This is a genomic window from Ignavigranum ruoffiae, from assembly GCF_900110675.1.
In the GTDB taxonomy this organism is placed as follows: Bacteria; Bacillota; Bacilli; order Lactobacillales; family Aerococcaceae; genus Ignavigranum; species Ignavigranum ruoffiae.
Genome location: NZ_FOEN01000007.1, coordinates 17,697 through 37,127, shown reverse-complemented (window position 1 = coordinate 37,127; position 19,431 = coordinate 17,697). Strand labels below are relative to the sequence as shown.

Here is a 19,431-nt window from a genome sequence, read left to right as displayed (position 1 = left end):
GAAATCAAGTTATTAAATATCTCGGCGTAAATAAATCATATCCCTTAACAGCTGGCCCGCTTCAATAATTGGCTGGTTATAATTTTCAATGAAAAAGTTTTTAAGACGATGATGAGGGCTGAAACCACATTTTTGATAGAAAGGGAGCGTTAGAGTGCTTTCCCCAGTTCCGACTTGTAGAATTGAATAGGTCTGCCTATATTTTTCGACGACAAATTCAATCATTGCCTTACCGTATCCCCGCCCTTGAAAAGGAGTATCGACGGCCAAGTTTTTAATTTCTAAAATATCGTCGCCTTCATCGGTCAAAACGCAGACCGCTCTTAGATCTGGATCTTCGAGGACATAAAGCTGCCCTCGATCAAGATAACAATCAATCATACTCTCTTGCTCGTCCGCCAATAACAAGAGTGGCAAATAATCTCGTTTCCGATGCTTAATTTCTCTAATAATCATACAATCTCCATCTACAATTCCATAATCTTTCTTTACTCGTTGAATTTCAGCTGATTTAGCTCCTTCAAAGGTCAATCACCTTCATAAGAGAAAAGTCAATCGAAATTCTTAGCTAGTACTAAACCAGAGTTAAACCCATCAAAAGCTTGACTGCCAAATCAACTTAAATTTCACTGGCCAAGATGGCATAGATATAACTATCCGTCCACTCACCTTTATTCCAATAGTCCTGGATAAACTGTCCTTCCTGACGCATACCAATTCGCTGACATAATCTGGCTAAAGCCTGATTTCGCGCATCAAGATTGGCAATAATCCGATGAATCTTATAATACTTAACCAGATGCTCAATGACCGCTCTTGCAGCTTCTTGCGCATACTCCTGTCCCCCATAGTCTAGATTAAAGACGAAACCAATTTCAAGGGTCTCCTTCATATCCGTAAACCATGCCGAAATTTCACCGATTACTTTCTGGTCAAGCTCAACGGCTAAGTTTAAGGGCGCATCTGTTGTTAATAAATCATGATTGTTCTTTATAATAATTTCATCGTAACTTTGCTGTTCATTCCAAGGTTCATGGAGCAAGAATTGACAGACCTCAGGATTCCCATAAATTTCTAAGAGATCTGCTCGATCTGATAGTTTAAAGGGCCTAATACTTAGTCGATCTGTTTGTATGGTTCGAGGAAATATCCTTTCAGTATAAATCCCTAAAAATAAGCGTCGTTTTCCTTGAATGTTCGAGATTCCTTCAGCGAAACATATTATTTCGTGGCCAGCATCCATTCGCTGAGCCAATCTTCTACTCAACTCTTTGGGAATATAACCTAATTTATCTCCTTGTTCGTTGTTCACTCTAATTGCCCACTTATCATAAGTGTTTCGAGGTTCCCGAACTAAAGATAGTTTCTCCCCATATGCAATTAGCTCTATATCAGTATCTACATAATGATTGCCTACCAACCAAGTATGATATAAGAAGTTTTTTGACCTCTGATTCCAAATAATATCCCCATTTGTTTGCTTATGCCCTAGCTGAATATCTAAATCTTGTGGTTCCGCCGCTATCGAAGTCATTGTTAGCCGATGTAAATTTGCTTGAGTGTCCTCATTTTCAGACATTGTTTCTGACCAAGCAATAGCAAAAGGATAATGTTGGGTTTTAGTAAAGGGTAGGACTTGATAGCCAATCCCATTTCTAACCTCTGCTCCATCAAAATCAAAATAAGAGTAACGATAGCCATATATATAGTCTGTCTCTGCGGAGATGCCAATTGACAAATCATAACCTTGCTTCTCAACATCTGCATAATTAACTATCTGAACGTTCTCGCCGGATTCATAATCAACGTTTAACTTTTCCTCAGTATTCAATTTACAGCTGATGAGATGATTTTTCCGATCGGGATTAAAGGGGACTATGATAGCATACCGCCCCGATAACTTAATGTCTCGATAAAGCAAACTCAAAGGATAAGCTTCATAAACTATTTCGTGACCATCCAAGCTAATTATTATTTCGCCAAAGGGTGTCATTAAAGGATAAACCATTTAAAGACTCCTTTCTTAATCAATCAATATTTGTTCAAAAGGATTAACTTTTACTCTACTGTAGAAGATTGTCCTTATCGTCCCAACTCTAAATCCACTTATAAATACTCAATATTAAGTAACTAATACATTTCCAAAGAAATAGTCCGTAGTTATATCATCTTGATCTATCAAAATCATGAGATGCTCTCTGGCTCTAAGGTCAGCAAGATCTGATCCTTGACCTCTTTTGTCGAAATTACCAACACAATGGCAAAAATCAAGTCTAGTAAAACAGTGATAAGATGAAAATAAAAAACGGCATGATCAACTAAGATTGAAACGATTTTTATCAAAATAAATAGAGCGTAAAGACTCAGATTGCCGAAATAAATCTTGGTCAGCTTTGATGAGATATTGACTACTGTTCGATGTTTCCAAAAAATATATCCATTGATCAAATTCTGAATCATCGAAAGCGGGGTTAAAATCAGGATGGGAAGGGTCAAAACTAAAATAATAATAAATCCAAATCGATATTCATCCTCGCTAGAAAGACTCTGGCTCATTTCTAACACAAAGAAAATAGGGAGTAAAGAAGCTGCAATTAGAAGAAGACTAGCTGGCAAGAGTAGAAATCTATGTTGCCAAACTTGGTCTTTTCGCAATTGCTTAAAAAATATAAAAATACTTAAGCCAAGAAAGGCAAGGCAGATAATAATAATTGTAAACATATAGGAGTCTCCTTCATCGGGATAATTTTCTTAATTATGCCATGAGTATTTTAGATTTTCTATTTATTAGCCTATTTAGCACCTTTATTTTTTCCGCGAGTAGACAACACCTGAAACTGCCTGCTTCATTCCTCTAAATAAAAGAACAGCATACGAGAAAAGATAATGTTTGAGATGAAACAATATTTAGACACCGTCAAAGCAAACACACAATCCCTCCTTGAATGTCTAACGTAATAGAAAAATTGGCCACAAAAAACTCCCATCCTCACTTGTTTTCGTCTTTTGGAAATCGACAGGAGGATGAGAATATTTTTAGTCTACCTGATAAGTTAGTGTCTGGCCTTTGAGCCCTTTGACCGCTTCAGTGGCTGCAATTTTAGCCATTTCGGTTCGAGCCTCGTAGGTATCGTTACCAATATGTGGCGTCATCACAACTTTCTGAGTCGCCAATAAATCTTGGTTAATCTTTGGCTCTTCTTCGTGGACATCGATACCAGCGCCAGCAATCCAACCTTGCTTCAACGCCTTGACTAAGGCTGCTTCATCAATAATTCCGCCACGAGCCGTGTTGATTAAATAGGCCTCTTCTTTCATCTGTTTAAGTTCTTTTTCGCTGATGAAATGATGATTATCTGGCGTGTAGTTCATTTGCAGAATGACGTAATCGGCCAAGCTCAATCCTTGTTCGAAGTCAATATATTGAGCGCCGGTCTCTTTTTCCGCCGCTGCAAAATTTGAACGGTCTTTAATATCGTAGTAATACAAGTCCATATGGAAAGCTTTGGCCATCCGGGCAATTTCCTGACCGATATTGCCGAAGCCAACAATCAAGAGTTTCTTATAGGCTACTTGATGGCCGCCTAAGAAGCCCATCACTTGCCAACCGGGAAAATCATTGGCTTGGACCATTTCCTGGGTTTGCAGAATATTTCGCGATAAGGCTAAGACGAGACCAAGGGCTAATTCAGCCGTTGAAGCAACAGAATCTCGGCTCGGAGTATTGGTTAAAACGACCTGATGTTGTTCTGCGCTTTCAATATCAATATTATTGACGCCCGCACCCACGTTGGCAATGATTTCTAATTGGGGACTGGCTTCAATGATTTCAGCCGTTATCTGAACATTCACTCCAGAAATAATCGCCTGAGCTTGCTTGCTTTTTTCTATAATCTCTTTGGAGGATGGTGTCGTCAGTTCATCATGCATCTCCAGTTCAAAACCAGCATCCTTAATCATATCAACTGCTTCTTGAGGTAATTTAACCGCTGAATAAATTTTCTTAGTCAATGACTTCATTCCTTTCTTTGGATAACGATTGTAAGAAATCTTTGCAGATTGTTCATTGCTATCAATCTATTTTTTGAAATATTCACGCTTTAAATCGGAACTGCAATAATATACATTCCCTGACCTTGGTAACGATCAAATGTTGTCTGATACACTAAACCTAAACTTTCGGCAGTTCGGCGAGATGGAAGATTATCTTCCTTAGTCAATGCCATCAGGGGATAAGGAATCTTTAAAACGTTCTTTACATGATGAATAATCATTCGTTGGCTCTCTATCTCTGTCATAAGCTTTCTCCTTCTTTCTGCCAAAAGGATATTAATTACGGTTGTGTTTTTGATTTAATAAATCAAGATATTCTTCTTCTAGACGAGCTTTCTCATCGGCCGGTAAATCCAGAGAAAGTAGGCTATTTAGCTGGGTCAATCTGAAATCGATTAACATCTGTTGATCACTTTTTGCTTGTTTCTTAGTCAGCTGATCTTGTTGATAGTCTTGTAAATTTCCAGCGAAAGTTTCTATTTGCTGATGCTTAATCAGAAATAATTTATTCGCCAAATGATTGATGAGTGAAACATCATGACTCACAAAAATAAGTGGACGATCCATATGCAATAAGAGTTCTTCTAAGACTTCAATGGCCTGAATATCCAAATAGTTGGTCGGTTCATCTAACATTATCAGGTTCGCTTTTGAGGTGATTAACTTAGCGAGTTTGATTTTAGCTTGCTCACCGTCACTGAGAACCGCCACCCTTTTATAAATACTATCGCCTGTGAATCCTAAACGAGCCAAGACAATCCGAGTCAAAGTCTCATCAAAGATCGAACTGATCAAAATATTCTCTAAAATACTGGACTCTAAATCCAGATTTTCTTCCATTTGACTATAATAACCAATCTGCAACCGAGGATGGGTCTGGACTTGCTTTCTTGATAATATCATCTTTAACAACGTGGTTTTGCCCGAACCATTCGGACCGATTAATGCAATTCGATCCCCGCGTTCAATGGTAAATTTAGCCTGTCGAAAAATTTTCTTATCCTGATATGATTTGTTCAGCGATTCAGCCGAAACCAAAACCTTAGCCTGAATAGCTTCTCCCTCAGGCAACGAAAGTCTAATCACGCTATCTTCTTTGGGTTTCGCTTTAACGTCAAGCTGTTGCATCCGAGTTTCAATGGCTTTGACTTTATTATCTAACTTTTTCTTAACGGATTGACCCCCCATTTTATGCAGACGCGCTTCAGAATTCCCCATTCTCTTGGGTGTTCTTCGCACGGCAGCCGATTGTTGGCGGACCTCCTGAGCTAACTTCTTTAAGCGTTGCTTCTCTTTGACAAATTGCTGGTATTCACGTTGAGCAAACTTCTCGCGCTTAATCTTCTCGTCCAAATAGAATTCATAATTGCCATTATAAATTTCAATACTTCCCTGGCTCAATTCAAAGATTTTATGACAATTTTGATTGATAAAATCCCGGTCGTGAGAAATAGCTAGATATCCCATAGTTCTCGCTTGCAATCGCTGGCTCAATAAATCCTTCTGTTCGAGATCTAAATGAGAAGTAGGCTCATCTAATAACAAGAATGAATCAGGATGGTCTAAGACTTGAGCCAATCGTTGGCTTTGGACCTGTCCTGGACTGCCCTGCTTGAGTAAATCCGTTTGTTCGATAGAAGTATCCTGATCTTGACCAGACTCTACGCCAAGCTGATCATCGCTGAAAAGATAGCTTAGGGACATTTGAATATCAATCTGTCCGCTATATTCTTGATCTAAGCCGGCCAATATTCTGAGTAAAGTCGATTTACCTACACCATTCTGGCCAATTAAGCCTATTTTATCAGTCGCTTCAATCGATAGGGCTTCTACATGAAGTAGGTTACGAACGCCAATAGTTTTATTCAATTGTTGTATGTTTATCATAAATCCTCCTTTAGTTGAGAGGACTTATCCTCTCATTAACTGGGTAATAGACAACATACTGTGTTCATCGCATTGTACCTCCTGTATCTTATTAATCATATTTTACCATTGAAGCCAATATTTCCAAAGCAATGCCCTTTATCAAGTCGAAAACCCTCAAACTGGTTCTTAAACTAAGTTTGAGGGCATCTTTAATATTTTTCAGTTTGAATCATCTTAACTTATTTTTGAAACAAAAGATACAAGCAAACCGCTAATACTAGCCAAATAAACAGAATTGGTAAAGCAAAGAGCCATTTGTTCTTCTTGGTTGAAGCATAAACTTCATTAGCTTGTTGGCGTTTCTCAGCTAGGATGTCTTTGGGGATTAAATAAACCGTTAAAGCAATCAATAAGGGTAGAATGATTAAGTCATCAAGGTAACCTAAGACAGGGATGAAATCAGGAATTAAATCAATCGGCGATAAGGCATAAGCGACTGTGATTCCGGCAATAAATTTAGGCAGCAGTGATACTTGCGAACTCTTCAAACACAAATATAAGGCTGGAATATCCGTCTTCAACTGTTTAGCTCGCTCCCTTAATCGAATCGCACTCACCTTCTCCATCAGCAATATTTAATCTTTCAGTAACTTTCCAATCCAATCGTCGTTTCTTACCCTTCTCACCCTTTAAATGGGAATAATTTTGCTGATTATCCAACATGCCTGTCTTTGGAGATGACTATAAATTAGTTTTCTCTTCCATTACCTGACTTGCTTTGATCAGCTTATGATAATAAGCATCATATTGGGGACTAAATTCGCGGATCATTGGAATAGCAATCTCATAGTATTTATGATCTAACATAAATTGTTTGATTTTATCTTTGATAGATTTCAAAGGACTGGTCAAATAATCTTGACTCTGTATGAAAGCTTGATAGGTGTCGACTTCCTCCTTATGTTCAGCCAACCATTGTTCAGGTTGTTCAACGGCTGCTTGTTTATCCGCTTGAATTTCTGCTAAGACTTGATAATCGAAGTTTGCCGTCACTTGTTCAATATAAGATATTTCAAGGTCAGAAAAATCAATATCCGGCAGAGAATCTAAATAGGCAACATAGCGATTAAATGCCGATGCTTTATCCTCAACCAGCTCTTCAGTAAAGAATGGTTGATAAGCTGCGAAGAAAGCTTGGCCAAAGTAACCTGGAAAGATGTGGGTTAATCGCTGGTAAATACTTTCGCTTTTTTCTAAAAGGGCTAATTCTTGCTCAATCTCCTCATCAGCTTGTCCATCAATCAACTGGCTAAGTAGCTCATTTCGTCTTTGATCCACTTCTACTTGGTGCTGTTGTCGACGCAAAATGGAGGCCCGATTTTCTGACCCAGTCAATATCGTCTGAATATCTTTCAAACTTAATCCTAATTTGCGGTAAAGACTAATCTTTTTTAATTGCTGAATGTCCTGAGTTGAATAATCTCGATAGCCATTGGCATCTTTAGTAGGTTGAATTAACCCTTTTTCTTCATAGTATTCAATGGCTTTCCGAGTCAGGCCGGTAACTTCTTGAACTTGACTTCTTAACATCATCCTCTCCCCCTTCATAAGCACTATATCACCGCCCCCAAGGAACAGGTCAAGTACACTTTTAATTTTTATGAAAAGGTACGTGCTTAAACTATAATACCAAACAAAATATCTCCATTGAATGATTATTCAGAAATATCTGTGAGTGGTTTTTGGAAATGGGAATATGGTGATTGAATTGAAGGTTTGTCCCTATTCGTTCTTTAAACGATGAATGAGTTGATAGAGAACCAATAAAATCAATATTGTAAGTACAACCGTAATTGTCGCCATAGCCATGCCAATCGAGACCGATCCTTGTTCAGATTCACGCATGATAAATGTTGAAATCACATATTGTCCTGGCGGCGAAACCATGCTCGATCCGACAAGCTCTCTTAATCCAATAATAAAGGACATCATCCAGGCCAAGATAATTGACCGCGCTAAAAGTGGTAAGTGAATCCTAATAAATATTTGAAGGGTAGATGCTCCATATATTTTACCCGCTTCAACAATATTTTCTCCAATTTGGTTATAAGCTGAATTGACATAATTTATCGTGTAAGGAATAAACAGAGCGACATAGGTTATCAATAACATCCCCATAGTATTGTAGACCGGCAGAGTTTGGTATACAGTATTCCAAAATATCATTAAGCCCAAGACAATTACAATTCCTGGCAACATTTGTGGAATCAAGGCTGTGAATTCTAAAATGTAGTCCATCCTTTTCTCTTTTTTCCGGATAACTGTAACGAGCAAAGTCCCAATAAGCACGCAGAGACAAGCAGATACCGTGGCTAGCACAAAAGAATTTCCTAAAGCATTCAAAGCTCTCTGATTATCAGTAAATAGATGGATATAATGATCCATGGTAAAATTTCCAGATTGTAAACCTCGGCCCCGTCTTTTAATCAACGAGGTCATAATTACTGAAAAATAAGGGATACCTATACTAACTAGAAAAATAATAAGGAGATAAATCCAAGAAAATAACTTTTTAATCAAAGAAAGCTTCATGGTTCCCGTTCGATTGGACCGCGATCCAACCAAATTATATTGACTCTTACGGGTAATCTTGGATTGAACCCACCACACCAAAAAACAAATCACCATCAGTAAGATTGATAAAATCGAGGCATTCTCAAAACTTACTGGAGCGACGGTCGCATTGCGATGAATCGATGTTGTAAAAACTTCAAAACCAAAACGAGCTCCGATTGTCGCGGGAGCACCATACTCCGAAATTGTCCGTACAAAAATCAATAAAGCTGCGATAGCATAATTTGCTCGAATTAAGGGGAATAAAATCTTCTTGATTCTTTGATGAAGTGGCGCCCCAAATACAGCCGCACTTTCTTCGAGACTATGGGGAACATTACTTAAAGCCTCGCGCATCATATTTACCATAAATGGAAAATTAGAAAAGGTCATCACAATAACCAAACCCGCCAACGAGAAAAACCATCGGTGACTCCCAGTAATTTGTGGTATCAGCTGTTGCAGCAATCCCCTTTTCTGCATAAAAAGAATCCAGCCCATCGAAGCGATATATGGTGGTGTCATAAAAGGTACCATAAGAATGATATCAAGCCAACGATGTTTACTAAATTCAGTTTTGGCTAATAAGAATGCGATGGGAAAGGCTAAAATCGTACTTACGACCACCACCAGAAAACCTAAAAGAAGTGAATTTGCAATGGTATTTACATTCTCAGAATCCAATAATACGGTAAATGATTGTGTCAGATTCAATTGCCCATTTGAATAGACTGCCCGTGATAAAAGTATCAAAATCGGCCCGAGAATAAGTATAAAGAATAAGATTCCCAATCCTATTCTGAGAAAGGGAATCTTTTGATTTTTCTGCATGGAATAGAAACTATTGAACGATTTCGTTCATATGGGCAGCATCTTCATCCGCGTGTTCCATCATTTTCTCCCAATTAATTTCTAATTGTGGAATATCTTGTAAAGCGGCACGATTCGTTACTTCGATGTCAGATCGTCCGGGTAATAGATAAGCGTCAATAACAAGTTCTTGTGCTTTATCTGAGAATAAAAACTCAATAAATTGTTGAGCTAATTCAGGATTTGGAGCTTCTTTCATAATCATCGCAGGACGAGGATTAACAATGGTTCCACCTTTAGGGTAGTAGATTTGTAATGGTTCTCCATCTGCAATCGATTTATAAGCATTATAGTCAACGCCAGCGATTAAGGCACCTACTTCACCCACGGTTACTGATTCTAAGGCAGCTTTATTGGCTCCAGGAATGACTAAACCATTGGCAGCAATCGCTTCAAATGTATCCCAACCATTATTTTCAACATAAGCGGCTAAGAAATCTTTAGCTGATCCAGATTTTTCAGCATCAGGGAAAGCCACATTATCTTTATATTCTTCTTTAGCGAAATCAGCCCAATCCGCATCGAGTTCTGGATATTGATCAGTGTTATAAATGACCCCCATGGCAGAAGCAGAATAACCAAATAAAGTTGAATCATTATCAACCCATCCTTCGACAATATTTTCCGCTTTTAAATCATAATTGGCAATTTTATCTTCAGCTTCCATTCGGAGTCCATCAGTCCATGAAGCAAGAATTACCACATCAGCTACTGGATTAGCGGCTTCTGCATCAAGACGAGCTGTTATTTCTCCAGTGGTTCCTTGGAAGAGCTCAACATCGATACCAGTTTCTTCGGTAAAGGCTTGAGCAATTTTCTCAGCAAGTCCCGCCGGTGATGGCATATAGACCGTAATTTTACCTTTGTCTTGAGCAGCAACAGTATTTTTTGTTAATAAATTTGAGATTGGAAGAACGATTAATAAAAATGCCAAAATAAATTTAAATAATTTTTTCATGGTTAACCCTCCTAAGATTTAACTTGAATAATATTTTCTTGCTGAATGTCCATGTTTAAATGTTGATCTTTTGTAAACTTATATCTTGAATAACCAATCCATTGTTTATCATTATAAGATAGATGGATTTTATACTGAGTGCCAAGAAATTCACTACTCATTACTTTTACTGGAAAACCTTTGCCCTCTTGATTGAGCAAGGCTGACTCAGTTCGAAACATTCTTTCATCATCCAACCAATTAGAATCGCCTATAAATTGGGCGACAAATTTACTAGCGGGCTGATTGTAAATTGCTTCTGGTGTCCCAACTTGTTCCACCTGACCATTTGATAAGACTACAATTTGATCACTCATCGCCATAGCCTCAATTTGATCGTGGGTGACAAAGACCGAAGTAAATTGTGACTCATCAGCTAAATTCTTGATTTCAAGACGCATTTGTTCTCGGAGTATGGCATCAAGTGCCGAGAATGGTTCATCAAATAAAATAATATCTGGTTTTATCGCTAAAGCACGAGCAAAGGCCACCCGCTGTTGTTGTCCTCCCGATAAAGAACCCGGCTTCATTTGAGCAAAAGATTCTAATTTAACTTTTTTAAGTGCTTCTAGGACAACTTCAGAGATATTCCCCTGATACTTCCTCACTCTCAAACCGAAAGCGACATTCTCAAAAACACTTAGATGCGGCCATAAGGCAAAATCTTGAAATACGAAGCCTAACCCTCTCTGTTCAGTAGGAACGAAAATCCCTTTATTACGAGAAAAAACACAAGTATCATCGAAATATATTTCGCCCTCATCTGGTTCTTCTAAACCAGCAATCATGCGTAACAAAGTTGTTTTTCCACATCCCGATGGACCCAATAACGTCGTAAAAGACTGCGAATCAATCGTCAAATTGATATCTTTCAATACTAGCTTGTGATCAAAACTCTTACTAAGATTGATCAGCTTAATTTCCATAATTTCCTCCTTTCATAACAACATATATATTATAATCTTGCAATGTAAACTCTATGTAGATTTTTTGTAAATAATATGTAAAGATGTTTTATTTGGAATTTATCATCATCTCATTCTTAAAACACCAGAAACCATTAAAATCTGTGATTCAATCCATCAAAAAAAGCTCTGACCTAATTGATCAGAGCTTATCATTTATAACAGCTTATTTAGAATTTATCATAAAAATAGTTTGCCATGAACTGATATTAAAGTGAAAATCCTACGAACAAATCAATCGAAAAGATTAAAATTCCTTCGGTCGGATAAAATCAACGAGTTTTTTGTCTGGCCAATCAATGACCGCCAAATGACAAGTTTTCATCTCCTTGATCTGACCTAAAATACGTGATAAATACAGCTCAATCCCTGGGCAATGACCAATCAACATAATTGAGTCTTCCGTCCGTTCTTCCACCGCATCACGTAGAGCTGTCCATTCTGCCTCATAAATTGAATCTAGAAAAATCACTTCTGGTTGATTTTTCATTAATTTGAGAATTGGACTGAGGGTTTCTCGGGTCCGCATGGCACTCGAACAAAGAATGACCTCGGGCTGATAACCCTGTTGGTCAATATAATCAGCCATGGCTTGGGCATCATTGTAGCCTCGTTGATTCAAGGGCCGATCAAAATCTGCTAATTGAGCTTGATCCCAAGAACTCTTGGCATGTCTGAGTAAGTATAATCGCTCCATAGTTCCTCCTTAGAAAGTTCTCTTTGTGCAATATCTTATCACTTTAAAGAAAGAAGCCCAAGCAAATACAGTTTGAAGATATTAAAGAAACTTAAGACTTCACGATAGCTTATTTAATTGACCCAGAATTTTACGTCCTGTAACAACAAAGTTTACGACCCGTGTCAAATCCAACATTTCACTTGCTTAATTTTGGCGAAAAAATTACTTGCTATTACAATTTTTATGAAAGAATATTTCGATTCGATACCATATTCTCTTCAATTTATTAGTAAGCAGACAACATCCATGAAATTCCAAAAGGATCATCGAACATGGCAAATAAGAAAGTCCATTCTGTTTCACCCAAAGGCATGGTAATTTCACAGCCCGCTGCTTCTGCTTTATGATAAAACTCCTTAGCCATCGCCACTTCTTCTGGATGATTACCATCAAAAGTGAAGCATACATTCGCTCCTGTGTTATCAATCTCGCGTTTCCCCCAGGTATCAGAGACCATTAAAGTCTGACCCAAAATCTCAAATTCCGCATTCATCACAAAATCTTTAGCCATATCCGCTGGCATCTGCATATCTTCAGCTGAATCAGCAAACATGGCATCATCGCCCATCACTTTACTCAAGATTTTTGCATCAAAATGTTCTTGGTAGAAATCTAGCATTTCATTCGCCCGATTGGTATTTAAATAAACGACCGCTTTAAACATGGATATCACTCCCTTTTGATATTGAATCGGCAAACTCTTAATAAGCTACGATTCAAGTAAATAATATCGAGTGAACTCAAGGAAAGCAACGAATAAAGATTAAATAAGGCGTTAATTTGCTAGGAAAATCTAAATTTCTTAATAAAAATTTTTCTAATGAGTAAAATTCATGAAAATTATTATTATATAACAATATAATATGCAATAACATATTATTGCATATCGTATTGTTGCATTGTCAGTTTGCAAATAGTCAATTCATATCAGCAAAAATACTAATCAAATAATCTTTATTTATTCAAATATTTCTTCTAAATTTCATTGACTTTGGGTGTATCATTGGTATAATACACTTAGCATGAAGAAGGCGCTTAATCCGCCTTACAATGATGATGTTAAGATGGAGGCAAAGATAAATGAGCACGAAACGAACAAGTATAGTAGTGGCTGCAATAATTGTATTAATGGTTGGGATTGTATGGTTTTCTAATCTTTTCATTCCGGTTAGCCAAGATCGCGTCGGTGCTCAACTAGGTGATCCGTCCATGGATCCAGCCATGATGAACCAAGCTCCTTTAACCGATGAAGAAGGAAATGAGTTCTACTACTATGAAATGATGACTCCCCAAGAACCGATTAGTCTCAAAGGTGAAGTTCAATTAGCTACTGACCAATCCTACTTTTATAACCCAGAGCTGGGTGATATCAATAATATCAAGGTGAAAGACGGTCAAAAAGTTAAGAAAGGACAGGTTCTATTTACTTATCAGGCTGCTGACAAAGAAATCATCTACCAAATGGAAGATGCCCAACGTAAACAAACGCGCCTTTATAATGCGCGAGAAGATTTGATTGACCAGTTAAGCCAATTAACTGGAAATATTTATAATTATCAAGGAGATTGGATTGACTATAATGGCTGGGACGAAAAAGGTGGCTATTATATCCTCGAAGAAATTGGCCAAGCGCAAGATTATCCAATGAACGAGAATAACGAAGCAGCCGCACAGATGCCTAGTATGGATGAGGCTATGATGATGGATGATTTCGAAGGACAAGTTGAAGGGATTAAGGAACAAATTCGTCAACTTAACCGCGAGATTGAGGATATTGAAATTGAAATTGGTCGACTTAATGAGAAATCTCAAACCCAAGTCAAGGCTAAAGTCAATGGTAAAGTCATCCTAAACCAAGACGGCAAAGATAATGCTCAAATCCCGCTAGTCCGTATTATTAGTGAGGATATTTCAATTACGGGGACTGCCAGCGAATATGAATTTTATTTGTTGAAAGAAGACATCCCTGTCGATATTTATATCAACGCAGAAGACCGAGAAATACCGGGAACCTTAGTCGCCTATGATCAATATCCTCAGAGCTTTGCGCCTAGTAAAGAGGATCCCGCTGGTCTCTCTGCAGGATTTAGCCCTGCCCCTGGATCACAAACTGGTAGCCAATACGGTTATACTGTTCAAGCTGACGAATTTATTCAACCAGGATTTTCGGTCAAAGTGAAGATTAAATCACCTGGTTTTATGATTTCCCCTTCAGCACTCGTAGAAGAACAAGGTAAAACTTACGTCTTTGTTTATGATCAAGGTATCGCCCGCAAAACCGAAGTCAAAACTGAAAGAGAAAGTGGCAATGTAGTCATTCACCGTGGTGTCAACGAAGGAGACCAAGTATTATTAGCGGGCTCACTACTCACTGACGGACAAGAAGTGAAAACCATTGATGAAATGACAGCGGGGAAAGATGGCAATGAATAAGCAAGCCTTGATTCAACTCAAAAATTTAAATAAATACTATCAATTAGGAAAGGATTCTTTTCAAGTCTTGAAAGATATCTCCTTAACCATTTATGAAGGAGAATTTGTTTCAATCATGGGTCCTTCCGGCTCGGGAAAGTCAACTTTAATTAATATTATTGGTTTCCTCGACAACGATTTTGATGGGGAATATCTCTTCCAAGGCAAGTCGGTCCGCAAGCGAAACGATCGACAAATCTCGACCCTGAGAAATAAACACGTCGGCTTTATCTTTCAAAGCTTCAACTTAATTGAGAATATGACCGTCATGGAAAATGTTTGCCTACCGCTTTTATATGCTGGTAAATCTCGAAAAGATGCAAAACAAATTGCTGAGAAAATGCTTAGTCGCTTGGAAATTTTAGAGAAAGCCCAGAATAAATCCTATGAACTTTCAGGGGGACAAAAGCAGCGTGTGGCCATCGCTCGAGCATTGGTCAATCGCCCTCAGTTTATCATTGCCGATGAACCGACTGGAGCCCTAGATACCAAAACTTCCAGAGTCATTATGGATGTCTTGGCCGATTTGCATCAAGAATTTCAAACGACGGTCATTATGGTAACCCATGACCCGAGCTTACAAACCTATGCTGATCGACATTTAGTCATCGTCGATGGTCAAATTCACCAAACTGGTGCCATTGAAGCGCAAGATTTGGCGGCCCAATTCAACCAGTTAAAGGAGCTTGATGATGAGAATTAACGAATTACTCAAATCTACCCTAGCCACCATGCGTCTACATAAGAGACGAACCTTCCTAACTATGATTGGGATTATTATCGGGATTGCGGCAGTTATCACGATTATGAGTTTAGGGAATGGTTTTCGTAAACAATTTATGGAAGAAGTCGTTAAAGATGAATCGGGGCGGGTGAGCCAGGAATTCTATTATAATCTTGAAGGATCCCTGTTAGACCATGAATGGGCTACTTTCAACCCCTTCTCTGAAAAGAACGTCCAAGATATCAAACTATTTCCTGGAGTATCTGAAGTCGTATTAGAGAATGAAGATCAAAGTAATCAGACTTTCTATCAAGAAATCAAAAATCGGGATAAAAGCCTGAATACTGGATTAAAGGTCGTCGACCACAGTGAATTAGACTTAGTTGACGGTAGGAATTTGAGTTTTTCTGATAATCAAGGCGCCAAGCCGTATATCGTTATTGATGAGATGTTAGCGACCGAACTCTATGGGCAACCAGATCAAGCCTTATCAAAATCGATTAATCTGAACGAACGAGAATATACCATTGTCGGTGTCTTTCGCCAACAGATGCCTGAAGAATCAGATGGTATGATGGACATTACCATGGGGGATGAGGCCCAGGTATATATGCCAACTCAGACTTATAAGCGATATAATGATAGCAATATGATTAATTTCTCGATGAAAGTCTATTTTGATAAAGGGGCCGATATGAAAGCCATCTCGGCTGATATTAATACCTATCTACAAGAAGAAGGTGCCGGTCTGGAGAAAGGTTCCTATACCTACTTCGATATCTCTGAAATGATGGAAGAAATCTCCAACACCTTGCAGACCATTACCTACTTCATCTCCGCCGTCGCCGCTATCTCATTATTTATTGCTGGGGTCGGCGTGATGAACATGATGTATATTTCTGTTTCTGAACGGACCAAAGAAATTGGAATTCGCCGATCAATGGGTGCCACGGCCAAATCGATTCAATGGCAATTCCTGCTTGAAGGGATTTCCATTACTTTACTTGGTGGCGCGATTGGTTACCTGTGTGGCATTGGTATCGCTACGATTGCCGGAAACTTCTTACCCTTTAAGGCAGCGATTGATATCCCCACAGCCCTGGTCAGTGTCTTTATATCGATTATGATTGGCATCATCTTTAGTGTCTTCCCCGCTCGCCAAGCTGCTCGGAAGAACGTCGTTGAAATCTTACGCTAAGGGAACAAATCTGGTGGCTACGATCTATTTTTATATTTTGGTCAGAAAGCAAATATAGAAAATTTGTCGATTTAACATCTCATTTGAATAAAGGGGGGATATGATGAAACTACGTCGACCCAACGAGCAATACCTTGACGCCTATCGACAAGCGATCCAGGAAGATTACCTACATCGACCTCATTTACCCTGCTTATTTTTAAATCCAGACACAATTATCCAAAAAGCAGTTTATTATGAATACGAGGAGAATTTGCCACCAGGTATTGTAAATTCCTCTATCTTTTGGCTGATTGACCAGAATAAGTTTATTGGAGAGATTCATATTCGCCACCAGCTGACACCTGCCTTATTAAATTACGGAGGACATATTGGTTATGAAGTACGATGGTCAGAAGAAGGTAAAGGCTACGGAACTCAGATGCTAAGCAAAGGCCTAGAATACTGTCGGGAAACACTGGGTTTAGCCCGTGTTCTCTTAACCTGTGATGACAATAATTGGGGATCGATTCGAGTCATTGAGAAGAATGGTGGAATACTACAAAATAAGCTTATCAATGAATTAGGCCGCGGAACGGTAACTTCTAGAAGATACTGGATTGAATTATAAGATTTGTTCGAGATGTTCTTAACGAGGGAGAATATAAAGTGAGACGGCAAGGCGTTGCCAAGATGATATTTTGGCTTTATTTAATATTTTTGATTTGGTTAGTGATTTTTAAATTCAATTTATCTTGGACCGACATCCACCGAGTTAGAGACCTCAATTTAATTCCATTTCACTATGAGAATGTAGTCGAAGGAGATATCCCATTATTTGAAGCATTCCTGAATTTACTCGTATTTGTTCCTTTTGGTGATTTACTCCGATTGGTTTATAAACGAAGCTTTATCAGAAATTTATTGCTGATCTTCGGCTTAAGTCTAATCTTTGAAATCAGCCAATATGTGTTTGCTATTGGCGCTTCCGATATTACCGATTTAATCTCTAATACCTTAGGGGGAGCCGTGGGGCTTGGCCTGGCCAAATTGCTCCATCGAGAAAGAATTTTGTAAATTAATCCAGTCCAAAGATTCTTAATCCAAAAGACAGTCAGCTTTGAGACCAAAATTCTAACTAAGGGAAAATATCACGAATCAATTTAAAGACAGGAGCTAATCAAACACAATTTAGCCCCCTGTCTTACTATCTTTATTATGAATTTTAAACCTAATACGAACCTCTCAACACTAATTAAAACATAGAATTGATTTCATGGGTCATTATTCCTTCGTAATTCTTTTATCTTACATATTATCTTTGACTGCCACGGCAATCATTCTTGCTTTTGCTGTGACTTTGCCATTGACTTCCATGGTCATATTGATAATGGCTTTCTTTTCTGTCAGTTCTTCGAGTTGAGACGTTACCGTAATTTCTTCATTCATCGGTGTCGGTGACTTATAATCGATCTCCAATCTAGCCGTAATAAAGCGTCCAATAACCGTGTCTTGATTTAATTCTTGACCTTTTGCCCGATGATTAAACCAGGCTGCAGAAGCTGTCCCATGGCAGTCAAAGATTACGGCAATCATACCGCCGAAAAGATTGGCTGGGACACCCCCCGTATACATTTGATCCGGCATCACGCGAACAATACAACTCTCCCCATCTTCACTGGGATAGGACTTCATATGCATTCCTTGTTCATTCTTAGGTCCACAACCCCAACAATGTTGAAATCTCTCACCATAGGTTTCTTGGATGGCTAATTTGGTGTTTACTGACATAGAATCACCCTCCTTATTCTACTAATTTCAATAATAAAGCCCTTACAATTTGATTATAACGACATCGAAAAGCAAAGTAAACATCTGCAAAGGAAGCATGATAAATCTTTCGCAAAAATTTAAGTTTCCAGCAAACGTATAATCATGGTTGATTTAGTATCTAAATTTTGACAACTAACTATTTCCCCATAAAGCAAATATCTTAAACTTTATCTCTCTTTTTCAAATAATGGAAAAAATCCATGAATGTTCTACTATACTATCTAGTTTTTCCTATTAAAAAAGTACTGATGATATCTCACCAGTACCAGAGCTGAGATTTTCTATTTTTCTTAAAATTTGCCTAATAATTATCCTGATTTACACCGAATTCTTCAGGGGGTACATCAAGTTCTTGGTCGCGTAAATCTTGTTCAAAACTTTCTAATTCATGACCTTCATCAAGGTCTGAAGAAGAACCTGACTGATTCAAAGCTTGTTCCATGGCGAATTTTAGATTGGGGAACTTATCTTGGTGACATTCATCAATACCAACGATAATATTCTTTGCTTGGTCAGCTAATTTGTAACCAATAAGATTCGATGCTTCACTAATCCCAGCGAGACGGGTGGTCCATTCTTTGTCCTTGATAAATTCATCATCAGCGTATAAATGAAGCGCATTGACAGGGAGACCATTTTGTCTCATCACGTCTTCAAGCACTTTCACTTCTGCTAAAGAATCATAGGCATCGAAATAGACTTGATTTTCAACGGTCATGGTTCTTCCTCCTAATCATGATTAATTATGAGTTTATTTTAGCGGGGAAAGCACCATTTTTCAAAGAATTTGCATAGACACACAGTTAGAAGGAGGTTTTGCTAGTTTCAAATTCATTAATAAATTTAAAGGTTTAATAATTGCAATGGAGCTCTGGGTACAGATAGGATATCTTATCAACTTCAACATCATGATCCGGTCGAATGCTGTGGATAAATTGTACTCAGAATATTTATGCATTGATTCCCTCCTATTTTGTTTAGGCATCAGATCTTAAATAAAAAATGGACCTAACAGCAGGAGATTTCCTATCACTGCTAGGTCCTCTCAATTTTTATAATTTCTCTAGGTTACGGCCTAGTCACGAGATACTGCACAAGGCATATGGATCACCTTAACCT

At 38.2% G+C, this 19,431-nt stretch carries 20 protein-coding genes; 5 read left to right on the top strand and 15 right to left on the bottom strand.

Going from position 1 to position 19,431, the window contains the following annotated elements; translation table 11 throughout:
- Positions 1-12: 12 nt before the first annotated feature.
- From BMX34_RS06490 to BMX34_RS06430, 13 genes are all read right to left on the bottom strand, one after another.
- Entirely contained in the window at positions 13-531 is a 519-nt protein-coding gene (locus BMX34_RS06490; RefSeq protein WP_234971691.1) for a GNAT family N-acetyltransferase, read from the bottom strand.
- Positions 532-619: 88 nt separating this feature from the next.
- Positions 620-2,008, bottom strand: a complete 1,389-nt coding sequence (locus BMX34_RS09970) for a GNAT family N-acetyltransferase (protein ID WP_092571973.1) — start codon at positions 2,006-2,008, stop codon at positions 620-622.
- A 176-nt stretch (positions 2,009-2,184) separates the two neighbouring features.
- A complete protein-coding gene (locus tag BMX34_RS06480; RefSeq protein WP_092571972.1) occupies positions 2,185-2,721 on the bottom strand; it encodes a hypothetical protein in 537 nt (178 codons plus the stop codon).
- Between the two features lie 315 nt (positions 2,722-3,036).
- Positions 3,037-4,011, bottom strand: coding sequence for a 2-hydroxyacid dehydrogenase (locus BMX34_RS06475; RefSeq protein ID WP_159428873.1), 975 nt, complete (start codon positions 4,009-4,011; stop codon positions 3,037-3,039).
- Positions 4,012-4,100: 89 nt separating this feature from the next.
- Positions 4,101-4,298 carry a GNAT family N-acetyltransferase gene (locus tag BMX34_RS06470; protein WP_092571970.1) on the bottom strand — a complete coding sequence of 66 codons (198 nt, stop codon included), beginning with the start codon at positions 4,296-4,298 and terminating at the stop codon, positions 4,101-4,103.
- Positions 4,299-4,329: 31 nt separating this feature from the next.
- Positions 4,330-5,940, bottom strand: a complete 1,611-nt coding sequence (gene abc-f, locus BMX34_RS06465) for a ribosomal protection-like ABC-F family protein (RefSeq protein WP_092571969.1) — start codon at positions 5,938-5,940, stop codon at positions 4,330-4,332.
- A 221-nt stretch (positions 5,941-6,161) separates the two neighbouring features.
- Positions 6,162-6,539, bottom strand: a complete 378-nt coding sequence (locus tag BMX34_RS06460) for a YkvA family protein (RefSeq protein ID WP_412457635.1) — start codon at positions 6,537-6,539, stop codon at positions 6,162-6,164.
- A gap of 124 nt (positions 6,540-6,663) precedes the next feature.
- Positions 6,664-7,512 carry a MerR family transcriptional regulator gene (locus BMX34_RS06455; protein ID WP_092571967.1) on the bottom strand — a complete coding sequence of 283 codons (849 nt, stop codon included), beginning with the start codon at positions 7,510-7,512 and terminating at the stop codon, positions 6,664-6,666.
- Between the two features lie 192 nt (positions 7,513-7,704).
- Positions 7,705-9,366, bottom strand: coding sequence for an ABC transporter permease (locus BMX34_RS06450; RefSeq protein ID WP_092571966.1), 1,662 nt, complete (start codon positions 9,364-9,366; stop codon positions 7,705-7,707).
- Between the two features lie 10 nt (positions 9,367-9,376).
- On the bottom strand, positions 9,377-10,363 hold the full coding sequence (locus BMX34_RS06445; protein WP_092571965.1) for an extracellular solute-binding protein: 987 nt from the start codon (positions 10,361-10,363) through the stop codon (positions 9,377-9,379).
- Positions 10,364-10,374: 11 nt separating this feature from the next.
- On the bottom strand, positions 10,375-11,328 hold the full coding sequence (locus BMX34_RS06440) for an ABC transporter ATP-binding protein (RefSeq protein WP_092571964.1): 954 nt from the start codon (positions 11,326-11,328) through the stop codon (positions 10,375-10,377).
- Between the two features lie 286 nt (positions 11,329-11,614).
- Positions 11,615-12,064 carry a SixA phosphatase family protein gene (locus BMX34_RS06435; protein WP_092571963.1) on the bottom strand — a complete coding sequence of 150 codons (450 nt, stop codon included), beginning with the start codon at positions 12,062-12,064 and terminating at the stop codon, positions 11,615-11,617.
- Positions 12,065-12,332: 268 nt separating this feature from the next.
- Positions 12,333-12,770: a VOC family protein gene (locus BMX34_RS06430; RefSeq protein WP_092571962.1), complete on the bottom strand. Its 438-nt coding sequence runs from the start codon at positions 12,768-12,770 to the stop codon at positions 12,333-12,335.
- 416 nt (positions 12,771-13,186) lie between these two features.
- Here BMX34_RS06430 and BMX34_RS06425 point away from each other — a divergent pair, with 416 nt between their 5' ends.
- The 5 genes from BMX34_RS06425 to BMX34_RS06405 all read left to right on the top strand — a co-directional run bounded on the left by BMX34_RS06425 (position 13,187) and on the right by BMX34_RS06405 (position 17,556).
- The gene (locus BMX34_RS06425; RefSeq protein ID WP_092571961.1) at positions 13,187-14,539 is read left to right on the top strand and encodes an efflux RND transporter periplasmic adaptor subunit; all 1,353 of its coding nucleotides are present in this window, start codon (positions 13,187-13,189) and stop codon (positions 14,537-14,539) included.
- The gene (locus BMX34_RS06420) at positions 14,532-15,281 is read left to right on the top strand and encodes an ABC transporter ATP-binding protein (RefSeq protein WP_092571960.1); all 750 of its coding nucleotides are present in this window, start codon (positions 14,532-14,534) and stop codon (positions 15,279-15,281) included. Before BMX34_RS06425 ends, BMX34_RS06420 begins: the two co-directional genes overlap by 8 nt.
- Entirely contained in the window at positions 15,271-16,500 is a 1,230-nt protein-coding gene (locus tag BMX34_RS06415; protein WP_092571959.1) for an ABC transporter permease, read from the top strand. Before BMX34_RS06420 ends, BMX34_RS06415 begins: the two co-directional genes overlap by 11 nt.
- A 103-nt stretch (positions 16,501-16,603) precedes the next feature.
- Positions 16,604-17,110, top strand: a complete 507-nt coding sequence (locus BMX34_RS06410) for a GNAT family N-acetyltransferase (protein ID WP_092571958.1) — start codon at positions 16,604-16,606, stop codon at positions 17,108-17,110.
- Positions 17,111-17,148: 38 nt separating this feature from the next.
- Positions 17,149-17,556 carry a VanZ family protein gene (locus BMX34_RS06405; RefSeq protein WP_092571957.1) on the top strand — a complete coding sequence of 136 codons (408 nt, stop codon included), beginning with the start codon at positions 17,149-17,151 and terminating at the stop codon, positions 17,554-17,556.
- 231 nt (positions 17,557-17,787) lie between these two features.
- On the opposite strand, the gene BMX34_RS06400 is transcribed toward BMX34_RS06405, so the two are convergent.
- Together BMX34_RS06400 and BMX34_RS06395 are read right to left on the bottom strand one after the other, a co-directional pair.
- Positions 17,788-18,270, bottom strand: coding sequence for an acyl-CoA thioesterase (locus BMX34_RS06400; protein ID WP_092571956.1), 483 nt, complete (start codon positions 18,268-18,270; stop codon positions 17,788-17,790).
- A gap of 343 nt (positions 18,271-18,613) precedes the next feature.
- Positions 18,614-19,030: a hypothetical protein gene (locus BMX34_RS06395; protein ID WP_092571955.1), complete on the bottom strand. Its 417-nt coding sequence runs from the start codon at positions 19,028-19,030 to the stop codon at positions 18,614-18,616.
- Between the last annotated feature and the right edge of the window lie 401 nt (positions 19,031-19,431).